This window comes from Paenibacillus sp. SZ31, assembly GCF_012912005.1.
Taxonomy (GTDB): domain Bacteria; phylum Bacillota; class Bacilli; order Paenibacillales; family Paenibacillaceae; genus Paenibacillus.
In genome coordinates this window covers 40,482-62,798 of sequence record NZ_JABBEA010000016.1, presented here as the reverse complement: position 1 = coordinate 62,798, position 22,317 = coordinate 40,482, and the positions used below count along the sequence as shown (strand labels likewise).

General features: G+C 44.8%; 12 protein-coding genes and 1 pseudogene. 4 read left to right on the top strand and 9 right to left on the bottom strand.

Features of this window, described 5'->3' with window-relative positions:
* Both HF638_RS23460 and HF638_RS23455 read right to left on the bottom strand, forming a co-directional pair.
* Positions 1-5,163, bottom strand: coding sequence for a hypothetical protein (locus tag HF638_RS23460; RefSeq protein WP_169482352.1), 5,163 nt, complete (start codon positions 5,161-5,163; stop codon positions 1-3).
* Between the two features lie 22 nt (positions 5,164-5,185).
* The gene (locus HF638_RS23455; protein ID WP_169482350.1) at positions 5,186-5,896 is read right to left on the bottom strand and encodes a S1 family peptidase; all 711 of its coding nucleotides are present in this window, start codon (positions 5,894-5,896) and stop codon (positions 5,186-5,188) included.
* Between the two features lie 242 nt (positions 5,897-6,138).
* On the opposite strand from HF638_RS23455, the gene HF638_RS28930 reads away from it, so the two are divergent.
* Positions 6,139-9,270: an ATP-binding protein gene (locus HF638_RS28930; RefSeq protein ID WP_169482349.1), complete on the top strand. Its 3,132-nt coding sequence runs from the start codon at positions 6,139-6,141 to the stop codon at positions 9,268-9,270.
* Positions 9,267-10,385, top strand: a complete 1,119-nt coding sequence (locus HF638_RS23445; RefSeq protein WP_169482347.1) for a response regulator — start codon at positions 9,267-9,269, stop codon at positions 10,383-10,385. The genes HF638_RS28930 and HF638_RS23445 overlap by 4 nt, the downstream gene beginning before the upstream one ends.
* Positions 10,386-10,556: 171 nt before the next feature.
* Here HF638_RS23445 and HF638_RS23440 read toward each other — a convergent pair.
* From HF638_RS23440 to HF638_RS23420, 5 genes and pseudogenes are all read right to left on the bottom strand, one after another.
* Positions 10,557-10,757: pseudogene (locus HF638_RS23440) on the bottom strand (DUF4317 family protein); the annotation flags it as partial.
* Positions 10,758-10,788: 31 nt separating this feature from the next.
* Positions 10,789-12,651: an ATP-dependent helicase gene (locus tag HF638_RS23435; protein ID WP_169482345.1), complete on the bottom strand. Its 1,863-nt coding sequence runs from the start codon at positions 12,649-12,651 to the stop codon at positions 10,789-10,791.
* Positions 12,641-14,560 (bottom strand): AAA family ATPase, encoded by a 1,920-nt coding sequence (locus tag HF638_RS23430; RefSeq protein WP_169482343.1) that lies wholly within the window; start codon positions 14,558-14,560, stop codon positions 12,641-12,643. The genes HF638_RS23435 and HF638_RS23430 overlap by 11 nt, the downstream gene beginning before the upstream one ends.
* A 12-nt stretch (positions 14,561-14,572) precedes the next feature.
* Positions 14,573-16,123 carry an RNA-directed DNA polymerase gene (locus HF638_RS23425; protein ID WP_169482341.1) on the bottom strand — a complete coding sequence of 517 codons (1,551 nt, stop codon included), beginning with the start codon at positions 16,121-16,123 and terminating at the stop codon, positions 14,573-14,575.
* Between the two features lie 950 nt (positions 16,124-17,073).
* A complete protein-coding gene (locus HF638_RS23420) occupies positions 17,074-18,246 on the bottom strand; it encodes a DUF4317 domain-containing protein (protein WP_169482339.1) in 1,173 nt (390 codons plus the stop codon).
* A 331-nt stretch (positions 18,247-18,577) separates the two neighbouring features.
* Here HF638_RS23420 and HF638_RS23415 point away from each other — a divergent pair, with 331 nt between their 5' ends.
* Together HF638_RS23415 and HF638_RS23410 are read left to right on the top strand one after the other, a co-directional pair.
* Positions 18,578-19,132, top strand: coding sequence for a hypothetical protein (locus tag HF638_RS23415; protein WP_169482338.1), 555 nt, complete (start codon positions 18,578-18,580; stop codon positions 19,130-19,132).
* A 23-nt stretch (positions 19,133-19,155) separates the two neighbouring features.
* Positions 19,156-19,695, top strand: a complete 540-nt coding sequence (locus HF638_RS23410; protein WP_169482336.1) for a hypothetical protein — start codon at positions 19,156-19,158, stop codon at positions 19,693-19,695.
* A gap of 199 nt (positions 19,696-19,894) precedes the next feature.
* Here the strand turns inward: HF638_RS23410 and HF638_RS23405 are convergent, their stop codons facing one another.
* Positions 19,895-20,602, bottom strand: a complete 708-nt coding sequence (locus HF638_RS23405) for a DNA alkylation repair protein (protein ID WP_169482334.1) — start codon at positions 20,600-20,602, stop codon at positions 19,895-19,897.
* A 248-nt stretch (positions 20,603-20,850) separates the two neighbouring features.
* Entirely contained in the window at positions 20,851-22,311 is a 1,461-nt protein-coding gene (gene hemG / locus HF638_RS23400) for a protoporphyrinogen oxidase (RefSeq protein WP_169482332.1), read from the bottom strand.
* Positions 22,312-22,317: the final 6 nt, after the last annotated feature.

The following is a 22,317-nucleotide window of genomic DNA, read 5'->3' as shown; positions in this document are numbered from 1 at the left end:
CTAATTGGCCCGATTAACAAGCAGCGTGGAGTATACGCGTTCGCGCTCCTGATTCTGCACAATGATGGTGTACCATCCTGCTTTGGGCAGTGTAACCTTGAAATCTTTGCTGATCAGATCCTTGTAAGTCACTCGGGTCGCGATATATTTCATCTGTCCTTCGCGAACCAGACCCGGGAAATAATAAATGTCATACGTGCCGAGTTCGTTCTCCAGCTTGGTTCCGCCAGTAGTCTTGATCGTGCGGAAGTTGCTCACATTGAACGTGACCGTACCTGTATTCACAATTGCTGTTTCGGATTCGGTATCCGACAACGGAATGCCATTGGCTGTAACGAACATGCCATCTGTCGAACGAACAAACACCGTTTGCAGCGCGTAGCCTGCATTGCCGAGTTGGTCCTTCGCCGTGTAACGAATCGTGTGTTTACCCGTCACCGTGAGATTCAGCGGTTTCTCCACGTATTGTCCGCCTTCCAGCACGTACTCCGCAGCCGTCACCTGAATCTGCTCCGCAGATGTGAGATTGTCGCTCACTGTGTATCCGCCCAGATCCGTGACCAAATCGAAGCCTTGTTTGTTTTGCAGAACCGTGGTGGATGCTTTGTTCAGACGGATCGTTGGTGCCGTGTTATCCAGACCCGCAATCGTAAAGTTGACCTGTTTCTTGTTACCAAGTACGTCTGAAAGTAAAATCGAATGTTCCCCATTGCTGGCGTAGTCGGCGCTAAAGCTCGCTACCGGGGTTGCCCCGGCATAGATCGTATTGCCTTCTACTACAGATGATGGCATCACAAGACCTACACGCACTTTGCCTTTGGAGTAAGCCTGATCGCCGATCTGTACCAGTTTGCTATCATCGATGGTCTGTCCGTCGTTGTCTACTCGAACCATCGTGATCTCTTCTACAGCCGGGATCGATCCAACGAGTGTTGTAATCGCTTCGGATTCCAGCTTCGCATTATTCCCTGCGGCATCTGCCAGCGAGAAGCGTGCTTTACTGCCTGAAGTCATGACCAATGAGGATTGGTTCGTCCCTGAGCTATTGGAGACCACCTGGTAATCCTGAACTTGTCCCTGTTTCGGCAGCACTTGCGCCACGATCAGATTAGACGCAATCACATTACCTGTTGTCGGTGCTGCGAAATGAGTAAATTCTCCGTTTGCATTGTACCCATCACCCGCGCTATCCACGACAGCAGTACCACTACCGTAACGGATCAACGCTTTGAGATCGGGATGGTTGTAGTGCATGACAATATCCGCTTCCGGCGGCGTGGTATCAATGTTGCTCACCGTTGCTGTCACACTGCCTGTAAAGCCAACCGCATCTTCGTACTCAAACGTGAATTCTCCGTTCTCGCGGAACGTTTTGGACGACGTTGGCAGATTGGTGATGCGGATCGGTTCACTCGATTGCAAACTTACTTTAACTGTGCCATTCGTTGCCGCAATCGTGGAATACTTCACATTCACCATTGGCGGCGTATCATCGAAGTTGGAGACCACGATGAACACGGTTGCTGTATTGCTGCCATCCTTCACGGTGAAGGAGTAGCTTCCGTTGCGGTATATGTTGAACCGTTTGTTCGCCTCCAGCGTTTCCGGTATTTCCGGGTTGCTGTTCGTTGGCTTCACGGTCTTGCCATCAACGAGGTCGAACAGGATCTCTTGTCCTTCGTTCTGCCCACCATCCTGCAACTTCTCGCCTCCGCGAACCGGCATGATCTGCTCCAATGAAGCAAGCCCATAGGCAGGGGCATCCTGAAGGTCGATCTCAGGTGTTACGATATCGCTGATATTGTCGTAGTAGCCTTTAAATTTGACCCGAACCTGTGACTTGAGTTCTCCCGAATCATTCGTGTCAACAGGAACGCCGACATAGTTCGTGTACGGCAGCCAAGTGCTCCAATTGTCTCCGCCATTGGTGGAAACGGAATAGAAGTAACCTTCCTGTGCCGGCACATCAACCGTCAGTTCCATAATGGCGGTATACCCGTCATCTCCTGGACCTTCCGTCCGAATCAAACGCGCGCTGCCAACAGGTGGTTCACTGCTCAGATAAAACACGGAGAACAGACCACTTGTGTGGTAAAGCTTACTGTTACCCAAGCTATCACTGGCATGGACATATAGACGGTAATTACCGTTGTCCTTTTTGTTGTCTACCTGCAAAGTGATCAAACGATCCGCAGGGGACACGCTCCAGCCCTTGCCTTCCGGATCTGGTTCCTTCTCGTCTTGCCCGTCCACCACCTTAATCCATTGGTAACGAATGTTCTTGGCTGCTACGCCGCTAAAGTCCACCAATGTGTCAGACACATCAATCTGTACCGTCTGCTCTGGCATCGGATACAGATAACCCTGCGAACCGAATTTCGTGACAGGTGGCAGATGGTCGAATTTGTACTCCTGATAATAGTAGTAATAACGTCCGGTATCCTGCTGCTTGATGCGCACATGGGCGTACCAGGTCCCGTTCAACGTTTTGTCGGCAGGGAAGCTGTAGCGCTCGGCGGGTACATCCCCCAGCTTTGTTTCCTTCGGTGCATCCTCAAAAGCAACCCATTTGCTGTTGCCCACAGGACGTTCAGAGCTTTCACTATATTGATATTCAATCGTATCGATCGGTACACCGGCTACGGTGAAGTCGGGTCCATCATTGATCGCATAAGTCCCCGGATAGGCTTTGAATTTGGTTGAGATGACAAGCACATCAACTGCTTTTGGATCGGCGGTGGCTGAATGGCCTGCCACATCCTCGGCTTTGGCATGTAGCTCGTATTGTCCGCCTTTGGAGATCGCCGGATCATTCAATGTCGATATCTCAGCTTCACCTTGTGCGTTCAGCTCGGCATCCTGCCATCCGGAAGCGACAGGGCTCTTGCCCGCTGCCACGAACTGGTATTGCACCTTGTTATTTTTAATAGAAGAAGTCGGATCAGCGGCCTTAACCGTAATCTTCACGTTGTCGGAGTTATTGTCCACGATGTTCGCAACTTCGACAGTTGGATCGTCATTGTCAATCTTCAACAGGCCGACATGGTACGACCAATTGGAATCATCTTGTTTGAAATCGACCAAAGGCCACTGCGTCGTATTGCCGTAATCGGACAGATTCGGCAGAATGCTTGAGCGATAATACTCCTCCAGCTCAGCAGGTGTCGCATCCGGGTGCTGGGCAAGGAAAGCTGCACGTTCACTGCTGCCTTTGTCGTATTGCATCCGCTGACGTGCCGAGTCCCAGCTCATATCGGCAGTCCATGTATGCAAATACCAGTTCCCGTTCAAACCTGTGCCGTCATCCGGCAGTTCTACTTTCACGCCATTCTGTCCGGTAGTCAGTACAACGCCCTGGAAACCAGATGCATATAGTTCATCAGAAGGCTGCTTCTGCGTCAGGGAATACCGTTTCACTGCCGCAAAGTTGTCGTTTTGCCCAGCGAAGGGATCATTCGGACTCTGGTTCAGCACATAATACACGAGCCCTGAACCACTGCCTGGCCGGAATAATCCTTTGCTCGTCTGGCCGTTCAAGTCGGGATCGAACGCATTGATTGTGAATGATCCATTTCCCACGTATTGTCCTTCGGGAATAATTTCTCCGTCCTGATTCTCATAGACAAAATTCACTTCAGGTGCCGTATTGTCCACAGACAATCCAGCCCAATCAATCTTCTTGACTGGCTCAGTGAGCACGTTACCCGCGTAGTCCGTCAGAGCCTTCCCGTCGCCAGGATTGCTGGCATGCTCCAAAGCAGCTGTCTCCAGCAATGACGTTTCGATGCTCTTGCCGTCTGGTACCGTCATACGGAACGTCCATGTATTCGTGTTCTGGCCGCCAACATATGCGGCAGTTAAGCCATTGGCAAACTTGAGTCGTGTATCCTCGGTCGGAGTAAACGCGCTGATGACCTGTTCGTTAAGGTACACGGTAAAATCAACAACGTCGCCCTTGTTCAGCACAAGTCCCGTTAGTACTTCAGGCTGCACGCCGTTGCGAGATGCTGAGTACTGTGGTACGCGCGCGTCGATAATGGTACGGAACGTACCGCCCGGGTTCGCGTTATCGGCAAAAGGAACTGTTCCAATGCCATTAAAAGCGGCAACGGGATTACCCGCACCATCACTAAAGCCTGCTGCATTCATCCGTTCCAGTAATGTTGGACGGTCCTCCTCGGAGGGCGCGATCAGGCGTTTCGGATCAATGGGAATGTTGCCTGTGCTATCATTTAACGCAGCCTGATAACGAAAGTTAAAGGTGGAGCGTGCATGACTGTTCCGATCCAGTCCACCCTGCGCAAAGTCACCGTATCCGCTGTCTGCGCTCGTTAGATAATAAACGGACGGATCGAAGCCGTCTCCACCCGGATTACTGAACAGTTCGGTACGCATGAAGCTGAATTTGCCATCAATCCGGTCAGAGGCATCCTCTGCAGTCGACGGAAATACCGGCTCACTGAAATTCAGCGCCAGGTTGAGGTTGCTCCCTTGCTTCAGGAACAACTCATTCTTTTGTACTGCCGGATCGGCATTGAATCGAACTGCCCCGGTATGGGTCAGTGTATTGCCGTTGTATGTAGGAGGGGTGATATCCGCGAAATAGAGCTCAATGTCACTGGCGCTTTTAAAAAATCCAAACAATGTGATTTCGATCGTATCATTGGGTCCGAAAGCGATCCATGACGAATTAGCCGACTTATCATGATTGAACTGATTGAACTTCTCTTTGCCGTTAACATCGACGCGGACGTTCATACCACCGATAAAAACGTCAATCGATCCAATTTTAAGAAGCATTCTGGCGTCTCCACCTTCAGCCAATCGTCTTAATGACGGATTGTTCGCTACCGAAATCTTGGCTTTAAATAAACCTGCTCCCTTCGTTCTAACATGACTTGCACTTACGGTTTCAATATCTTCCTTTTCCATTGAAGTACCCGGCGCACCGGCAGCAAATATACCAAAGCTGTTCGCCTCAAACTTGTCGATTTTATTGTTCCAGGAAGACATGTCTCCCCGATTGATGATCTTACCACCGCCGTTCGGAATATTAACATACGCGTATTCCGCAGCTGCGGAAACGGTCGGCAGGTGTGGCCAGCTCACAGACGTCAACGTCAGCAAAGCGGCAAGCAGGCAGAGTAATAACTTTTTGAACATGCGAGATTCCCCTTTTTTCCCGTTATGTATTCGACTTCTTCATCAGCTTGCGAATATCTTCGATCGTTACACAGATATGAATGCCATTCATTGTCCGGAACGAACCGGAGATTAATCCGATCACGCGACCCTCTTCATTTAACAATGGACCACCCGACATGCCCGCAGACACCTGCGCGGAAGTCAGCAAGCGAATGACATCGTTCACCTCAGCGGTTGGTGCATTCACGATGCCCTCCGTAATGATCTTGCCATCCTTCAGCGGGTATCCGATTGCGAACGATCGTTGCCCATATCTTGCAGACTGCTTGTCCCCTAAGAGGGTAAGGACCGGACGTTTTTTACTATTCTGCACAGACAGCATAGCCACATCGGTTTCGGTGTCAGCGCTCAGAACTGTTATCTTTTGGATGGAACCATCTTCAAATACTGCCTCGAAAGAAACCCCGTCCTTCACAACATGGGCTGCTGTAAGTGCTCTACCATTACCGATCAGAAAACCGGTACCTACCGTTTTGAGCGTTCCGTCCTTGCGATACGCTTTCAGGTAAAAGACAGCTTGCGCCGCGGACTGATACGCTTTTTCAGCTCCCGATACGGCCACTTGCCCGGTCCCAGCCGCTTTGGCGACAGATGACCCCGTATACCCGTTCAGACACGCCACAGCAATCAGTACAGCCAAAATGCCAATCATCTGACGCCGTAAACGCCAAGATGTGATGCTTCTCTCCATTTTCTCAACTCCATCAGCCCATAGTCGCGCAAAGATAGGTCTTTCGATGCTTTTTCTGTGCCCGTTCGACATATCTTGCTTCCGCATTATAATGGATCACAATAAACAAGCAATAAACAGAAGAAATTTGTCGAAATATGATTGCGCGCCCCAGAGATATTCGCTACAATGCCGATAGAATACAAGAGATTTTGTTTGAATCTATCGAAGGTTTCGAACCAACTCTAAAGGAGCAGCATTTCGTGTTATTAAAAATTTCAGGCGTTGTCCTGACTGTTATACTTGCCATTACCGTACTGCTCCTGTCAACGATCAGAGAACCACAATCTGCGGCGCTTCATGCTCATCAAGGTGTCCTGGACCTCTCGGCTTGGAATCCTGAACAGGACGAGCGGATCAAGCTGGACGGGGAGTGGGAATTTTACTGGGAGCGATTGCTTCCTGACGAATCTACACCTCTGAGTCAGGCTGGTCCAACGAAAGCACCCGATACCTATGCAACCGTTCCCGGCTCCTGGAATCGTCTTGAAGTGGATGGGGAACGATTGCCTACCCATGGCTACGCCACGTATCGACTAGTGCTGCGTAATGCACCTATTGATGGAACGCTGGCGATCAAAAAAATGAATATTCGTTTTGCCAGCGAAATCTACATCAATGGCAATAAGCTGCTGGAAGATGGGCATGCCGTGGCAAAATCTGCGGGTTACCGCCCAGGCAACTCCCCCCAGATTGGCTTTTTCCCCTATCACGGCGGTGACATTGAGATTTTGATTCGGGTGGCTAATTACGATTACACGGACTCTGGCATTCCAGGTCCACTCTTTTTCGGCGAACAAGCAGCCATGCTGAAAAAACATCAAACCAGCACAGCTATCGAATTCGGCACACTGGCTGTACTGGCCACCATTTCGATCATATTCCTCATCAGTTACCTGGGGTCTGCACTTTACCGAAACAGAGATAATTCCCTGCTGCTGCTTGGTCTAATCTGTCTGCTGTATGCCCTCTATAACGGCATGATCAGTGAACGTGTGCTGTCCCTTGTGGGCACGGAAATCTCCTTTAGCACACTCTATAAATTAAAGGATTTCTGCTCCGTGGCATGTCTGGGTCTGTTGACCTTTTACTTCTATCGATTCAAAACAGGTATCCTGTCAGGTATGCTCACGGCAGTGATTCTGATCATCTTCGGAGCTTACTTATGCATGGTCGCGCTTCTGCCTATTTCCGTCTATGGGATTGCTGCACCTTATGTTGTCGTTATGTACACGTTGCTGCTGCTCTGGTTGCTGTATCAATGCGCATCACAGTTCCTAACCAGTGAGACGGGCGAACGGCTGTCTACTTTCTTGTGGTATGCGGCTCTCTTAAGCATCATGTTGTACTGTCTGGACATTAATCTCTTCTCAATCTCGCTCAAGGAAAACATGAACATTGGACAGGCTTCCATTGTCCTGTTCAGCATCCTGATGCTGTTTCTGGCGGTGCTTCGGTTCTTCGAGGCCTATCGTACGGTCCGTACCCTCAAAGATCAGTTGCTCTTGCTAGACAAGGTGAAGGACGACTTCCTGTCCAATACCTCGCATGAGCTTAAAACACCGCTGAACGCGATTGTAAATATCAGTGAGAGCCTGCTCAAAGGCGCCGAAGGCCCACTTACCGACGAACAGGCGCACAATCTAGCGATCGTGACGGGAAGCGGCCGACGGTTAACCTATCTGGTGGATGAATTGCTGGATTATTCGAAAATGAAACATGGCGACATCCCGCTCCACCGCTCTTCGACCGATCTGTACTCGTTTGTCGAATCAGTTATGCGTATGCACTCCTTCCTGCTTGGCGCGAAAAAGGTGGAGCTCATCAACCGCATCCCGGCCCATTTCCCGCCGATCTATGCAGACGGCAATCGACTGATTCAGATTTTGCATAATCTGATCGGTAATGCCGTCAAGTTCACGGAACGTGGCACCGTAAGCATTGAAGCTGCGGTTGTCCAAGGTAAAGCTGAATTACGTATTATCGATACCGGACGCGGCATTGGCACAGATAAACTGGAACATATCTTTCTGCCATTCGAGCAGGAAGCAGATACCGGGCCAGTCGTTGCTGGAGGAACTGGTCTTGGTCTGAGCATTACGCGTAAGTTGGTCGAGCTGCATGGCGGAACTATTCATGCGAAATCGGTGCCCGGCATGGGTGCCACGTTCATCCTGACCTTCCCGCTGGCGGATGGCAAAGGAGAGAAGCGATCCAACGTCATGCCACTCGCCATAGCTCCTACAAGTCCTGGTAAACGGCTGTTCCGGTTCGAAGAACCAACGATTGTAAAAGGAAATAAAGACGAATGGATCATCGTTGTGGACGACGACTCGGCTAATTTGCAGACCATTGTGAATCTCTTGAAGCTGGAGGGTTACAGTTATGCGGTCACTTCACGCTCCCCTTCCGTACTGGAGCTGCTGGACAAGCTACCTACTGTGCATCTTGTCATTGCTGACATCATGATGCCTGACATGTCGGGTTACGAATTGCTGGAACGAATCAGGGAGCGTTTTTCTCCTTCCGAGTTGCCTGTACTCATGCTAACGGCGAGTAATAAAGCCAATCAATTGAAGCTGGCCTTGGAGAAAGGCGCCAATGATTTCGTATCAAAGCCGTTCGAATCGGAGGAACTGCTGGCACGGATCGGCGGTTTGACTCGGATGAAAACATCCGTGCAAGCTGCGCGAGATGCCGAGATATCCTTTTTACGGTCACAGATGAACCCGCACTTTCTATATAACGCCCTGAACGCCATTGCCGAATTGTGCGTGGATGCGCCGAATCAGGCAGAACAATTGATTTTGCAATTATCGAGTTACTTAAGACGCAGTGTGCACTTCAAACATCTGGACTCAAAAACTAGCCTAATGAACGAACTGGAGATGATCGAGGCCTATGTAGCGATTGAGCAAGCTCGCTTTGGCTCAAGGTTGGAGGTCATCATCGACGTGGATGCGGACGTGAACCGGAACATGGACATTCCGCCCCTCACGTTACAACCCCTGATCGAAAACGCGATTCGGCACGGCCTGATGTCCAGCATTCACGGTGGTCGCGTCATGTTGTCTATTCGTAATCTGAATGATACGGAAACACGCTTCTCCATCGAGGACAACGGAATTGGCATAACCAGGGAACGGATGGATGAAATTCGGCAATCCACAGATGGCAGTAACGGCGTGGGACTATGGAATATCTCCAGCCGGTTGAACCTGCTGTATGGCAGACACCTTCAGATGGAAAGTTTGGACGGCGAGGGAACGCGGATTACATTTGATCTTCCAAATCAACGTCTAAGCACAGATGGGAACGGGGGTTATGAAACATGATAAAAGTCATCATCGTGGATGATGAAGATTTGTCGCTGAAGCGATTGAATCGCATTTTGACAGAAAGTGGAGAAGTTGAGGTGTCTCGCGCATTTCACGATCCAGAGGAAGCCTGCGAATATGCGGCGGAAAATAGCTTCGATGCGGCATTTCTGGACATTACGATGCCCCGCATCTCGGGAATGCACCTCATTGGTGAATTGCGTAAGTATCACCCTTCGCTCCCCATTGTGCTGGTGACCGGATATGAGGAATATGCAGTGCAGGCCTTCGACAAAGAGGTGATCGATTACGTCATCAAGCCGGTCACGGCTGAGCGACTGAACCGCAGCATCAAACGGTTGCAGGAAAAGCTTCACAAGTCCGTTGCCCCATCCGAACCGACTGTTCCTGCACCCAAGCTGAATGTTCGTCTGTTCGGTGAATTCACCGTGTTCGGCGGAGCCGGAGCAGACAGTCCCATCAAGCTTAGAACACCCAAGACGGAAGAATTGCTGGCATTCTTGCTCTATACCAAATCAACTACCCGCGACGCCTTAGCCGATACGTTGTGGAAGGACCTCAGTCCGCAGAAGGCCTGGACGAACATCAATTCCACACTGTACTACGTACGACGTGCCATCGGCGATAACAGTGACGTGCCGATCATTCTCAAGGACCGGAACGGTATCCGAATCGACCGCGAATCGATCGACTGCGATCTGTATGAGTTTGAGGCTTTGTTCCGGCAGATGCGTCAGGCCTCGGCACATCGCACCGATCTCTTTGAGCGGATGGATACGTTGTATACGGGTGAACTTCTGAAGGGAAGGCATTATGAGTGGGCTTTTGCGTGGTCCAGACAGCTGGAACTGGATTTCATCATGACGATGGAAACTGCGGCCCACTATCACGCGAAGGCAGGCGAGCCGTTACGGGCACTGTATTATTTTGAACGTATCCTCCAGATTGATTCGATTCGGGAAGATATTCATCGTGAGATCATCCTGTTGTATCTGTCGCTTGGACGAAGAACCGAAGCGCAGCGACAGTATCTGGTTCTGGAGGAATTGCTTAAAGAGGAGCTCGGCTCCAGTCCGGCAGCGGATATCAAACAACTACTTCGTCAATCATGAAACAGCAAAAAAGCCCATGCCCTGGCATACTGAACTGCTCCCATCATAGTCTTTTACGGTCTACTATGACAGGGAGCAGTTCAGTCTTGCTTTAGGCTTGGGCTTTTTGCAATAGATGGACGTTCATCCGTCCTTGTCCGATGATTTTACATCATCATGGTCTAGAATCAATCATTCATTTATAAGTTTTTCTGTATTAAGGGTAAACCCTTCAATCACGACATCCTCGTCCACTTCAATCATGATGCAACGTCTGCCTTGATAATTCACCTGCTTCACATATCTCAGGTCTTGCGGGCTAACCGAAATCGTAGCAACCTTGGTCTCAATCTTAATGGACTTGGACGTGAACTTCGGCATAACACTGGTTGCATAGAAAAACACTAATCATATATTGCGACTATTATTGAGGAGCTGACTTCAAACTCAATTCTTTCAAGAAACGAGAAGGTCTAAAATTAAAACCTTCTTCACTTTTCTCTGAATAAGTTATGGTCAATTCTCTCCTTGTCCTCGTAAATGCAACATAACAGTGCTTTCTCTCATCATTCATAACATTTGACGAATCGCTTGAATCCTCCAGTAAAGCAGGGTATACTCCCTCTCGAAAATGAGGGATATATACGTGATCATACTCTTTTCCTAACGCACTATGAACAGTCTGACACACAACTCCCTCTTCTTTTCCAGGATCGGTATAATCATCTTTAAGAATGCTCAGAAAATCCGACAGACTTGAGGCAATATTCTGTAAAAGTTTTTGAGTGAAATATTGCGACTCGTGTATAAAATCAGAATTATATCCATCATTTTTCCATTCAAGGAAATTAGCACACCATGAACTGAGCTTTTCCACATTATTTATGATCTCTTGAATTTCGAAATCAATGTGTAAATTTGAAGGAAGATACTTATTAATCGTTTGAACGTATGGTTTCCATCGCTTTTCAGTCACTGATGAATACAATATAGTTAAATCTGTAGTTAGTTTTTCAGAAATATCTGAATTAAATAAAATCTGTGTAAATTCAACCAGCTTTCCAAACCACTTATCATCATTTCTTATTGTAAAATTCAAAAAGCTATATATCCAGCGCATGACCTCACTTTGGAACAACAGTTCGCTGTTATATACCTTTACTGGTACTCCTGCTTTTCTTAAGTGTAGAATAATAGGATCCATCTGATCTCGGTAGCGAGTTAATACCGCTATGGATGATGAAGGCTTTTTTTCAACAACCTCCTGAATATCTTTTACAATCCAATTGTACTCATCTTCGACAGAACTGTACCTCCGTACTCTTATATTGCCTTTCTGTTTGCTTGATGAAGTAATATTGCTTCTATTGAGGTCAGCTCGGACTAACTGCTCTGCGATTTCCAATATATTAGCAGGAACTCTGAAATTATCATTAAACATGAGCAGACTAGCGCTATAGTTTTCCTCAAAGCGCATTCTAGGCTTGATCATTGACATAGCCCATCTATATATTTGCTGGGCTTCATCCATTGCTACCACGATATCAGTATCAGAATCATTAGTTAACCTTCGTAAAACTGTATAGAAGGTGTCAGTTATATTTTGGAACTCATCAACAATAAAAGTGTTATATATGCTTTGGTAGTATTTAGAAATAAATGGATTGTTGCGAAAAAGTTCAAACGTTTTAAAGATAACCGTATCGGAATCAATCGCATTATCGATAGAAAGCGCCTCGTCATACGCAAGATAGACGTTGGCCATTTCTTGTACAGAGCTTTCTGATGGATAGCCTATTTTCAATTGGCTGGGACTCAACATTTTCCTCTTCGAAAGTTTAATAAAATCCAATATGTCCTGATGATCCTTGTTGCGAATTTCATCAGACCAGCCTCTCGTAGAATCTTCCAGCAGTGCTGCTAAAGTTGCTAACATATCACTGTCATCTGTATACTCCACATAATTTGGACTGATGCCAACATGTGCTCCATGACTCCGAAGAACAGAGCGACAAAAGGAATGAAATGTTCCAATTAATGCGTACTCCTCCAGTCTCTCAACATGTTCCGCCACAATTTTTCTAATATGGTTAGATGCCACTTGTGTATAAGTAAGAACGAGTATTTTTTTATGAGTTCCAGCATTGAGTTTTATTTTTTCTACGACTCTTGCTGCTAATGCGGTCGTTTTTCCAGAGCCTGCTGCTCCAATAAGTATTAGCGGGCCATTTTCCCAAGAAATTACTTGCTCCTGTACTTTGGTATACTTAAGCTTGTCATTTTCCATTAGCCAATTCCACACTCCTCTCTATAATGAATTTAATTTTATCGGGTATTCTAGAAACATCGCACTGTTTCTCGATCAGTAATTCTTTAAACCTGTAAGCATATTCAACTTTATGCTTTTGATATAAAGTTATAACTCTCTTGCCGTACTCATCATCACTTTCATGATCACTCTGAATACAATAAATTCCTTTTTCCCTAATGATCTCTTCCATATAATCAATAAACCCATTATTCCCTAAATACTCTTCAAAATCTTTACATACTCCGGGGTATTCGATGATTAAATCAACCACTTCATCTTTTTTATATACTTTAAGTATCTCTTCCTCTGTATTCCTTCCCTGTTCATCTTTATCATTTAGAAGTATCCATGGGAAACCTAGTACCTTTGCGAGTTTGACAAATAATCCAGCCTTCCCATTATTACGAAAATCTATTAAACTTATACCATGCTCGTCTAAATTTTTGCCCATAATCTCAGCAAATGTTGGTAGTACGATAGATTCTGATTGACCCTCGGCAAGTAGCCAAGCACGAGCGAATAGAATCTCTCCACGGAATCTTTGGACATAACTGCTTATATCTTGGCGCTCTTTCTTTGTAAACAACAACTGAGAATCCCAAAATAATTTTTCGATAGCCCCTGTGTTCTCCTGACCACAAAGTACCATCAGATCTCTCTTTTCAGAAACACTCATAGGAGCTTTATAGGTGATACGCGTATTCCACAAATACCTATCTACAGACATCATCTGCGGCATTCCATCTGCATGACTTTTAATTTTCTCATGAAGAACATCTCCATTAAGTTCACTTACAACTTCATCCCTTATAAATTTCACTACAGTTTGATTATTCACTCGACGCAGTAAGCGGAGTTCACTAGGATCTGCAATTTGAACAAAATACGGTGAGTGTGTTGTGATAATCTTTTGGCACTTCATTTGCTTAATCTGATGTTTAAGAGATCGGATCGCGTGCGGGTAGAGATTGGCTTCTGGTTCCTCTAAAGCAAGCAAGGCTAGATTTTCTTTATTATCTGGTGCAATCAATTGCATATAAGCTTGAAGAAGTAACAAAACGGCCATACTCTGTGTTCCCTGACCATGACGTTGTAACGGCATTTCGACATCTTCATTTGAATCAGTCAATACTAGCTTTAAATTACTAATTAACTCCCATGGATGTAAAGGAATCGCCCGAAATACAACATCGTGTTCTTTTCCCAGGTTTAATATCTTTTTTAATGTTTCTAACTTAGCTTTTATTTTCTCAAGCCCGGGATCAAGCCTCACAATGCTCTCATTCATATTCTTTATATCTTTGTGTATCTCCAACATACTTTCAGCATTCGGAATAATTCCGCGAAGTACTCCTCCCCAAATGGGAGAATTAATGTGAAGTTGCTCCCTGATATCCCTTAATGCAGATAGGAAAAAAGAGGGGATTGTTGTATACAACTCATGTAATTTATTATCTTTTTGAAACTCTTCATCATTAAGTTCCTGACGATCGTGATTAAGGAACTTCACTGTCAGAGCATATTCTCTCTTGTGATGATTATAGAGAGATTTCACACGTAAAAAAATCTTTTGTTCAGGAGTAAATTGTATAATCCCTTCGAACTTTGTATTATAGACGGGTGATTCCTCAGGGAGAGCATAAGTAAATTCAATGCAAATCTCAACAGCCTGGTGCTCATGAACACGGCCTGGTTCTACACGATAGTCATAAGGATCGAACGACATTCCCGAGCCTGGCAGTTTCATTCCTAATCTGATCGCCTCAAGAATTGAGGTTTTACCCACATTATTCTCACCAATGATCACGGTTGTATCTTTACTGAAAGGAATCGTTAGCTCCTGAATACCACGAAAATTTCTAATCGTTACTTCTTCCAGGTACATGACAGAGATCTCCTATCGTTTCTTCTTTTTATATACTGATATTGTGTCTAAAAGATCGGTGAACCACAATCCCTCATCATTATCTTCTTGCTCATCATCATCTTCATCTTCATCTTCATCTTCATCTTCATGCTCTTCCGGCATTCTATAGAAACTAACGTTAGCATCAGCTAATAGATTAAAAAATGGGTCCTTTTTTAAATCGCTGAGGTCATATTCAAGCCAACCTTTAATCGCAGTTTCATAAGCAAGTATCCAATAAGGACCAAACAATGCATCCTGATTCATCCTTGTTTTCCACAGTTCAAAATCTAAACCTTCAGTTATCAAACCTGAATCATACATATCCAATGCTAACAAGGCGACGAAAGGATCATCAAGCTTGGAAAGAACTTTTGCCGAGCTTCTAGTCACTTTTAAATTTTGCTTTATACAATACCAGAGAGCCCAGCAAACCTCATTCCCATGTTGATGAGAGCTTTCATATTTAATAATACTATTCAGACATTGACCTGCTGCCTTCCGTTCTAGTCTTTCTGATCGAAAAAAAGGGCTCATTTCAGGCAAAACACTGGGGGCCACTGCTGCAATTCGAAACATGAATGATTGAAGCAATTTGCGATTAAATGGCGAAACTGCCCACCTTTGCGCCAGACCTACTGCATATTTCAGAACTAGATTATCCTTACTAACATGATAAGTTTGAAATGCAAGTTGGAAAAAACATGCGATGGCCAACCGCTGTTTGTTAACATCTTTTTCCTTCATATACTCCAGCAATTGTAGTTTCCATATAGGCTCAAACTGTTCTGCTTCTATAGCATAGAAATTACTCTTTTCTTCATTTAATGTTAGATCATACTCTCTAAGTAATTCGCTTAATTTCTCACCTAAAAGCAAACTTTTATTAGATGAACTTAAATATATATAGATGTCATCCATATACCTATATATAGCTTTAGTTCTTACTTTAAATCGCTCCACCATTTTTTTATCTATCTGAGAACCTAAAAACTCGGCAAGAATATATGAAGTGTCCGGACCAATAGGGAGACCTCTTTCTTTTTCTCCTGACATACTTCTTAACAAAAACTCAAGTTCTTTTTCCGAGTCAGCAAAAATCCTTGATAGTACTTCATAAGAGATTGAGGGATAGTAATCAAGAATATCAAAATAAACAACGTGTCGTACGTCAGTTATTTCTGTTAAAGCTGTATATGCAGTTGATGAACCATCGTTATAGGGAACGCTAGCACGAAAATCATCATAGGCTGGTTTACTGAGTGAAATATCCGATTGCCTTATTTCATTCTTAATCAAAGACCAGTTGTTTTCAATCCACTCACTGAGTTGTATTTGATGAAGCGGATTTGGCACTGAAAGTAATCGCCGACTGGACATATTTTTGCGGATAGAATGAACAGCTGGGGCACTTTTTTTCTCTTTTACTTGTTTTATTTTTGTGGAAATATCGGCAAGACTCCTTGCTAACTCTTCCGTTGTGAAAACAGGCGGTAGTTCAGCAGGAAAGTAACCTTTTTTTATTAAATCAATTGCCTTCATTACAATCCCATCCTTAAACTAGGATTTAGTAGCTCATTATATTTAAGCATCACCTAGAGGAATCTATCTCATTCAACTTTTTTTATTATAACTCAAGTACACTGTGACTGAGATACTAAATGCCCATGGCCGGATTCATGTAGAAACAAAATTTCCACACTACATTCACAAGGAGAATCCACCATGAGCTAAATTTATCTTATCATAAATCAATTAAAGTCAGCTATAAATCATTATTTTAATAGGGCAGAAATCATGAGAGAGAAAACAACTATAAAGCCTCTAATGCCATACTATTCAACAAACAAAAGCAAATGACAATAAAACGGAAGTAAAATCTACTTGACAATGATACCAAATCCTTAGTCTGATTGGCATTTGGAAGGATTTCTCAATCAAAAATGTAAATTAACCATTTTTTTGGGTTTACAGCCAATAATCCATATCTCACTTGTAGTATTATAGATCGGTCCCACATTCACGATTTTGTCATCAAAAGTGTTCAAGAGGATTTGAAAGTAATTCAGAGTCAGTACATGCTTTTTTCCCCTGAGAGCACATAACCGTGTGCTCTATCTTGTTTAGAATTGCTTTTTGAAAAGCACAAAGATCAGTTAGAAAGTCCACTTACGTTCTTATCTTCATTTCTATGAGCAGCGCTTGGAATGGTAATGCTGCTGTCAAGCTTCAACGTAGTTCGCTAGGTATATACTCTTGTTGGAGCAAGATGAGAGCATGACAGCCACTGCATTTAAAAATAAAAAAGAATATAATCAAAAATATCACTAACTCAAAAGACCTAACAAATTGAAAAATCCCTCCGAGTGTACTCGACTTTACCAAAGTGAAGTATTGAGATAATTCAGGAAAAGAGAATGTCCAGATAGTAAATGTTCTTTTTCATTAGAATTCAGTATCTAATTTAATAAAGATCCAACTGTTATACGAAACTAAAGCGTCTCTGTATTAAGGGTAAATCCTTCAATCACGACATCTTCGTCCACTTCAATCATGATGCAACGTCTGCCTTGATAGTTCACCTGCTTCACATATCTCAGGTCTTGCGGGCTAACCGAAATCGTAGCAACCTTGGTTTCGATCTTGATAGACTTGGACGTGAACTTCGGCATAACACTTGTCGCCTTCATTTCATAATTCTTGTTGTCCACGATCGTCTCGAAGGCGCGTTCCACTTTCTCCGTCGTCAGATCCTCTATACCGCTTGCGGTCAGCACACGTTCCAGATCTTTATAATCCAGCTTCGGAGGTTCTTCCTCATGGGACTCTTCGTTAATTTCAATGACTCGGTTGATCTCCTCATACACATGTGCGATCGTGGCTGAGTCGAGCTGTTCACCGGCCACTTCCTTGACGATATCTTCGAAGATCGCTCGTTCTTCCAGTGCGGTTACGGATCTTTCTCCGTTCAATACATTTTCAACAAAATGCGGATCCGGGAAATTGGATTTCCCTGTACAATACAGTACACGATTCACATCAGAGTAGTTGTCCGTCACGCTAGGGTACAGGAACCCTTGCTCTGGCGTGCTTAATTTGATAATCGGATCGACGATAATGTTGTATTTGAATTCTCTCTCCACGTAATCAAACAAGAGCGTTTTCCGCTGCTTCTCCGTGGAATTTACGCTGCACAGAATGAACGGATGGGCGAATACCTCATTCTTCTCGCTCTCTTCTGTAGCTTCGTTTCTAGCCTTGGTCGGCAGATAATACTGTCCACGCACGAACGTAGCTACCATATCCCGCTCAAACTTCGTATCCACCAACATTCGATCCACGAGCAGCAACATCAGGTCCTGCCATTCATCCGGATCACCTGTTACCAGCGCCTGGTGAAGCAGTACCTGTGCCGGGTCCTCCGCCGCTTCCTGGAACTTCAGTTCAAATAACTTCTGATCCAGATCGCCTGTCAGCAGCTTTTTGAAATTGCCCATGTACAGCTCCTGCTTCTCTCTGTCCACCAGTTCGAACGGGTGACGCTCCCAGTGATAGACCTCATTCGTTTCCTTCGTAATATACACGTTGAGAATATCGTAAATATTCAGTAGATCGTGATCGAGTTTAAATTGCTTGCGTATATGCGCGACTTCTTTTTTATTCATAATTCGTTAGACAACTCCCATAATAAATAATTTTATCTGCGTGCAGCTCTATATCCTAAAAGCCAGTGCTCCCTTGGAAGTTTTCATCTGAGCAGTAGGTCACAAATGAGCGCAGCTATGGAGTAGCTGGATCAAGCCATTCTTGCTCTCCATTTCTGTACTCTCAGTGAGAAATTATATCATATAATGATGACGATTAATGAGAATCAATCTATGGTATTTCCCCCTTACGATCGCGATCCATTTTTTGAATACGATTTTAACTGAGCATAGTAACATAACCTTCAGTCTGGTAGACTAACTAAGATTACATACCAATGGAGGAAATATTGTGAAGAAATCATTACTAGTTTTATCCGTTCTTGTTTTGTCCTCTCTATTAAGTGCATGCACTGTGACCAAAACAGAGGAAACTAAACAAGTCAGTACAGCAGTATCACAGATTGAGAATGCAGATGTAGTAACAGATGAACCATATATATCTGGTGCCGTCGAACAAACGGAGCAAGCAGCAATAGATTGGCAGACAGCCGTTAACGAACTAGCTATAAGCGATCGATCATCTACAGAAAAAGTCGAAGCAACAGAAAAGCTTGCTCGGGAATACAATCCTACTACTGAAGAACTCGAAGTATTTAAGTATCATGTCCTTCAAGAATTTATGAGTTTCAATTATCTAAAAGACGGCTCGAATGCTGAATATATGTTAAGCAATCTGTTTCAATCGATTGTGTTAGAACATCACGAAGTTCCAGTCGTCAGGGATTTCGCTCTTGCTTTTTATCACAACACAAAAAATGTATTTACAGGTGTAGAAGAGATGGATAGCGATAGTGTGAAAGCTTACGAAGAACAATTATATAAAGCCCTCAACCATGGAACATAATTTTCCGTATAGGAGGTACGACTATGGACATTTTCGATCATTTGAATGAATTACAAGTAGATCTTAAAAGTAAAAACCTTGAAGAAATTGAAGAGAAGTATTTCAATATTTGTTCTACGTTAGCTGGACCTGACCGAGCTAATTCGATTAAGCAATTAGGCTTAAATGAATATGTAAATGATTTAAAATTATGCCTTAAACAATCAATAAAACTGGCTCAAAAACAAACAGCTCGTGCAATCTACTTTGAATACGATTTGGATAATAACTGGGATAGTACATTTTTCATTTGTGAGGAATACAGTGTATTAGAAGATAACGATGATGATTGGGCGAGCAATTGGAATGAGGATTTGCAAGGTCCACGCTTAAAAGAATTTGCTGATATTTATGAGATAAATGGATTTGACATTAATGAGACCGCAGTCGGTTCAACCATTTACTTAATAGCAAGAACAGTAATTTCATATGCAAAAGCATATCAGGTGCTCTCCGATGAAAGTTCACTCGCAGTATGTATTGCTTTTCACGACCAAGACCCTATCATCAGAATTAAAGAATAGTAGATAGAGAGTGTTCATTGATCTGTAGTTCTACCGCCTAATAAACACAAATAGACCGTCTCCCAAAAAGGTAGCGGTCTATTTGATTGTATTGTCTTTTAAAAAAGCCCTAAACGTAAAAAGTAACTCCTGTCTAGACTGGTGTTATCGTGAACAAACAGAATTATATAGTCCAACAATACATCGAAGCTCCTCGTGGCTAACACCTTACATATTTGCGCTTGAACCCAGTCCGCCCTGCATCCACTGCCTTTTGGATATTCTCGGAGGCATTCAACAACTTGCTCTTGGGCTTGTCCTTATTTACTTCAACAGGGCCAACGACCTTGGCCGTCTCCACTGCCTGATCGTGCAAGGGCTGATAGGATGTCGCGACGGTATATAGGAAGTTGTTCATCGAATATTTCGTTCGTTCCGGAGATTCGTGAATGGTCTTTTTCACGCGTTCGAGCATCTCCATCAGTTTATTCTCAGAAAACTCAGTATCCTTCCGGCTTCCAAGCAGCCAGCAGTAACAGCTCCATCCCGCTGACATCCTCAGTTCATCACCACTAGCAATCCACGCATCGGCGACCTCTTGCGCAATGTCTGTCTCAGCCAACGTCACAGCAACGATGAAGTCAGAGATCATGTAAAAATAAGCGGCATCGATCCAACGATCAAAATCGGCGGGCGTCATCACTTTGGGATCGGCAATCACGCCTGCAAAGTACATCGCATCATAATTACCTGTCGCGTATAATTGCTCCGCCAAAGGTTGATCCTTTTTGATCCTCTTGGCGATTGGTTTCATCGCCCCGGTTGCCACACCAAATAGCGGTTCATGCGCACCGTTGGAGATGTAGATTTTTTTCGTTCGTTCTTTACCGAGCGCCTCAAGCTCCTGCATAACCTCTTCTACGTTCACAGACGATATCCCCTTTCAATATAAAATATATATGTATAATTTATTGTTTAAATAGGCCTCTTTATTTTATCACAATTGTACATCAGCCATACATTTAGAACCGACTCACACCCCCTACTTCCTGCACACTGACATGTTAAAAAAAACCACAATAGCCGCCACTCCAGGGAGCCGCGACGATTATGATTAAGTCAGATAAACCATATAACTGCATGTGCAGCACATTCGTCATATTCAACATGTTTAGCCTACATCCTGGCATCCATTAACCTGCTTAACACTTTCTTCGCCATATCTTTACCTTGGGATATACAGTCTGGAACTCCAATACCCCGGTAACCGCCACCGCCGAGATAAACAGCTGGCATGAGATTCTCCAGCATTGCATCAAGCTCCCCTATCCGTTCCAGATGACCTACTTGATATTGTGGCATGGAAAGCGGCAGACGGTTCACCTCGGTAAAGATCGGCTGTGCAGATATGCCCATCATCTCTTGCAATTCACGACGTACATTGGATATCAATTCGTCATCTGAAAGCTGCTGGTTCGTATGGTCGCGACCGTATTTGCCCACGTAGGCGCGTAAAAGGATATGCCCCTTTGGAGCCGTATGTTCCCATTTGGACGATGTCCAAGTGCACGCAGTAACCGTACGCTCCTCCTTACGGGGAACAACGAAGCCAGACGCATTAAGAGAGATTCCCACATCCTGCTCGCGATAACCAAGCACGACGTTCATCACAGACGCATATGGAATGGAACGCAGCAGATTAGCTATCGTTTCATGTGGTAGTAGCCTTGCTGCGACATGGGCTGGTGTAGCGATCACCATCGCATCTGCATGGAGCATCGTCTCATTTTCCAAATGAACAACGTAACTGTTCTCTTCCTGTACAACACCTGATATTTCTGTATTTTTCATCATGAGTGCTCTGGAAATTAACGCCTTTTCGAGATGGTTTACGACCTCTTCCAGTCCTCCACGTGCACTTAGGAACATACTCTTCTTCGCCGTATTCGCAGTTCCGGGCGATGGTGTGGCCTGCTGCTTCGGGCTTCGGCTCTTTCTCACACCAAGCATGCCTACAATGAGGCTTCGATGCTTTTGTTCTGTTTCTTGCAGCATGGGAAATGTCGCTTGCACACTTAGCCCATCCGCATTACCTGCGTAGATGCCTGCCAGCAGCGGCTCCGCAATCTGTTCCAGCACTTCATCTCCAAGTCGCCTGCGTAACAGTTGCCCCAGGGATTCATCTTCTGCGCCAGGCTTCCGTGGCAAAACAAGATCTGCAGCAGCGCGTACTTTCCCTCGTACCGACAAGAGCTTTGTCGTAATGAACGGCTTCCACTTTGTCGGCACGCCCAGCATAAAGCCATCTGGAATGGGATGCAGCTGATTCCGATATGCAATATAGCTATGCGACACCCCCGGTCGTGTGCCGACGATTTCATTTTCCATGCCGAGTTCCTGCATGAGTTCAATGATCGATGTTTTGCGCGCGAGAAAAGAGTCTGGTCCCCGTTCGATTACAAATCCGTCCCGTTTTCCAGTATGCACATGTCCGCCGAATCGATCACTTTTCTCCACTAGTACGATTTCTACATCCACATTATGCGCAGTGCACAACTGATCCACATAATAAGCTGCACTTAATCCCGTTATACCACCGCCAGCAATAACCACTCGCTTCCTGCGCTCTTTTTCCATTTCACA

Bases quoted from the DNA above. Each gene is read 5' to 3' on its own strand.
- HF638_RS23460 (WP_169482352.1), bottom strand. From the start codon at position 5,163: ATGTTCAAAAAGTTATTACTCTGCCTGCTTGCCGCTTTGCTGACGTTG.
- HF638_RS23455 (WP_169482350.1), bottom strand. From the start codon at position 5,896: ATGGAGAGAAGCATCACATCTTGGCGTTTACGGCGTCAGATGATTGGC.
- HF638_RS23445 (WP_169482347.1), top strand. From the start codon at position 9,267: ATGATAAAAGTCATCATCGTGGATGATGAAGATTTGTCGCTGAAGCGA.
- HF638_RS23435 (WP_169482345.1), bottom strand. From the start codon at position 12,651: ATGGAAAATGACAAGCTTAAGTATACCAAAGTACAGGAGCAAGTAATT.
- HF638_RS23430 (WP_169482343.1), bottom strand. From the start codon at position 14,560: ATGTACCTGGAAGAAGTAACGATTAGAAATTTTCGTGGTATTCAGGAG.
- HF638_RS23425 (WP_169482341.1), bottom strand. From the start codon at position 16,123: ATGAAGGCAATTGATTTAATAAAAAAAGGTTACTTTCCTGCTGAACTA.
- HF638_RS23420 (WP_169482339.1), bottom strand. From the start codon at position 18,246: ATGAATAAAAAAGAAGTCGCGCATATACGCAAGCAATTTAAACTCGAT.
- HF638_RS23410 (WP_169482336.1), top strand. From the start codon at position 19,156: ATGGACATTTTCGATCATTTGAATGAATTACAAGTAGATCTTAAAAGT.
- hemG (WP_169482332.1), bottom strand. From the start codon at position 22,311: ATGGAAAAAGAGCGCAGGAAGCGAGTGGTTATTGCTGGCGGTGGTATA.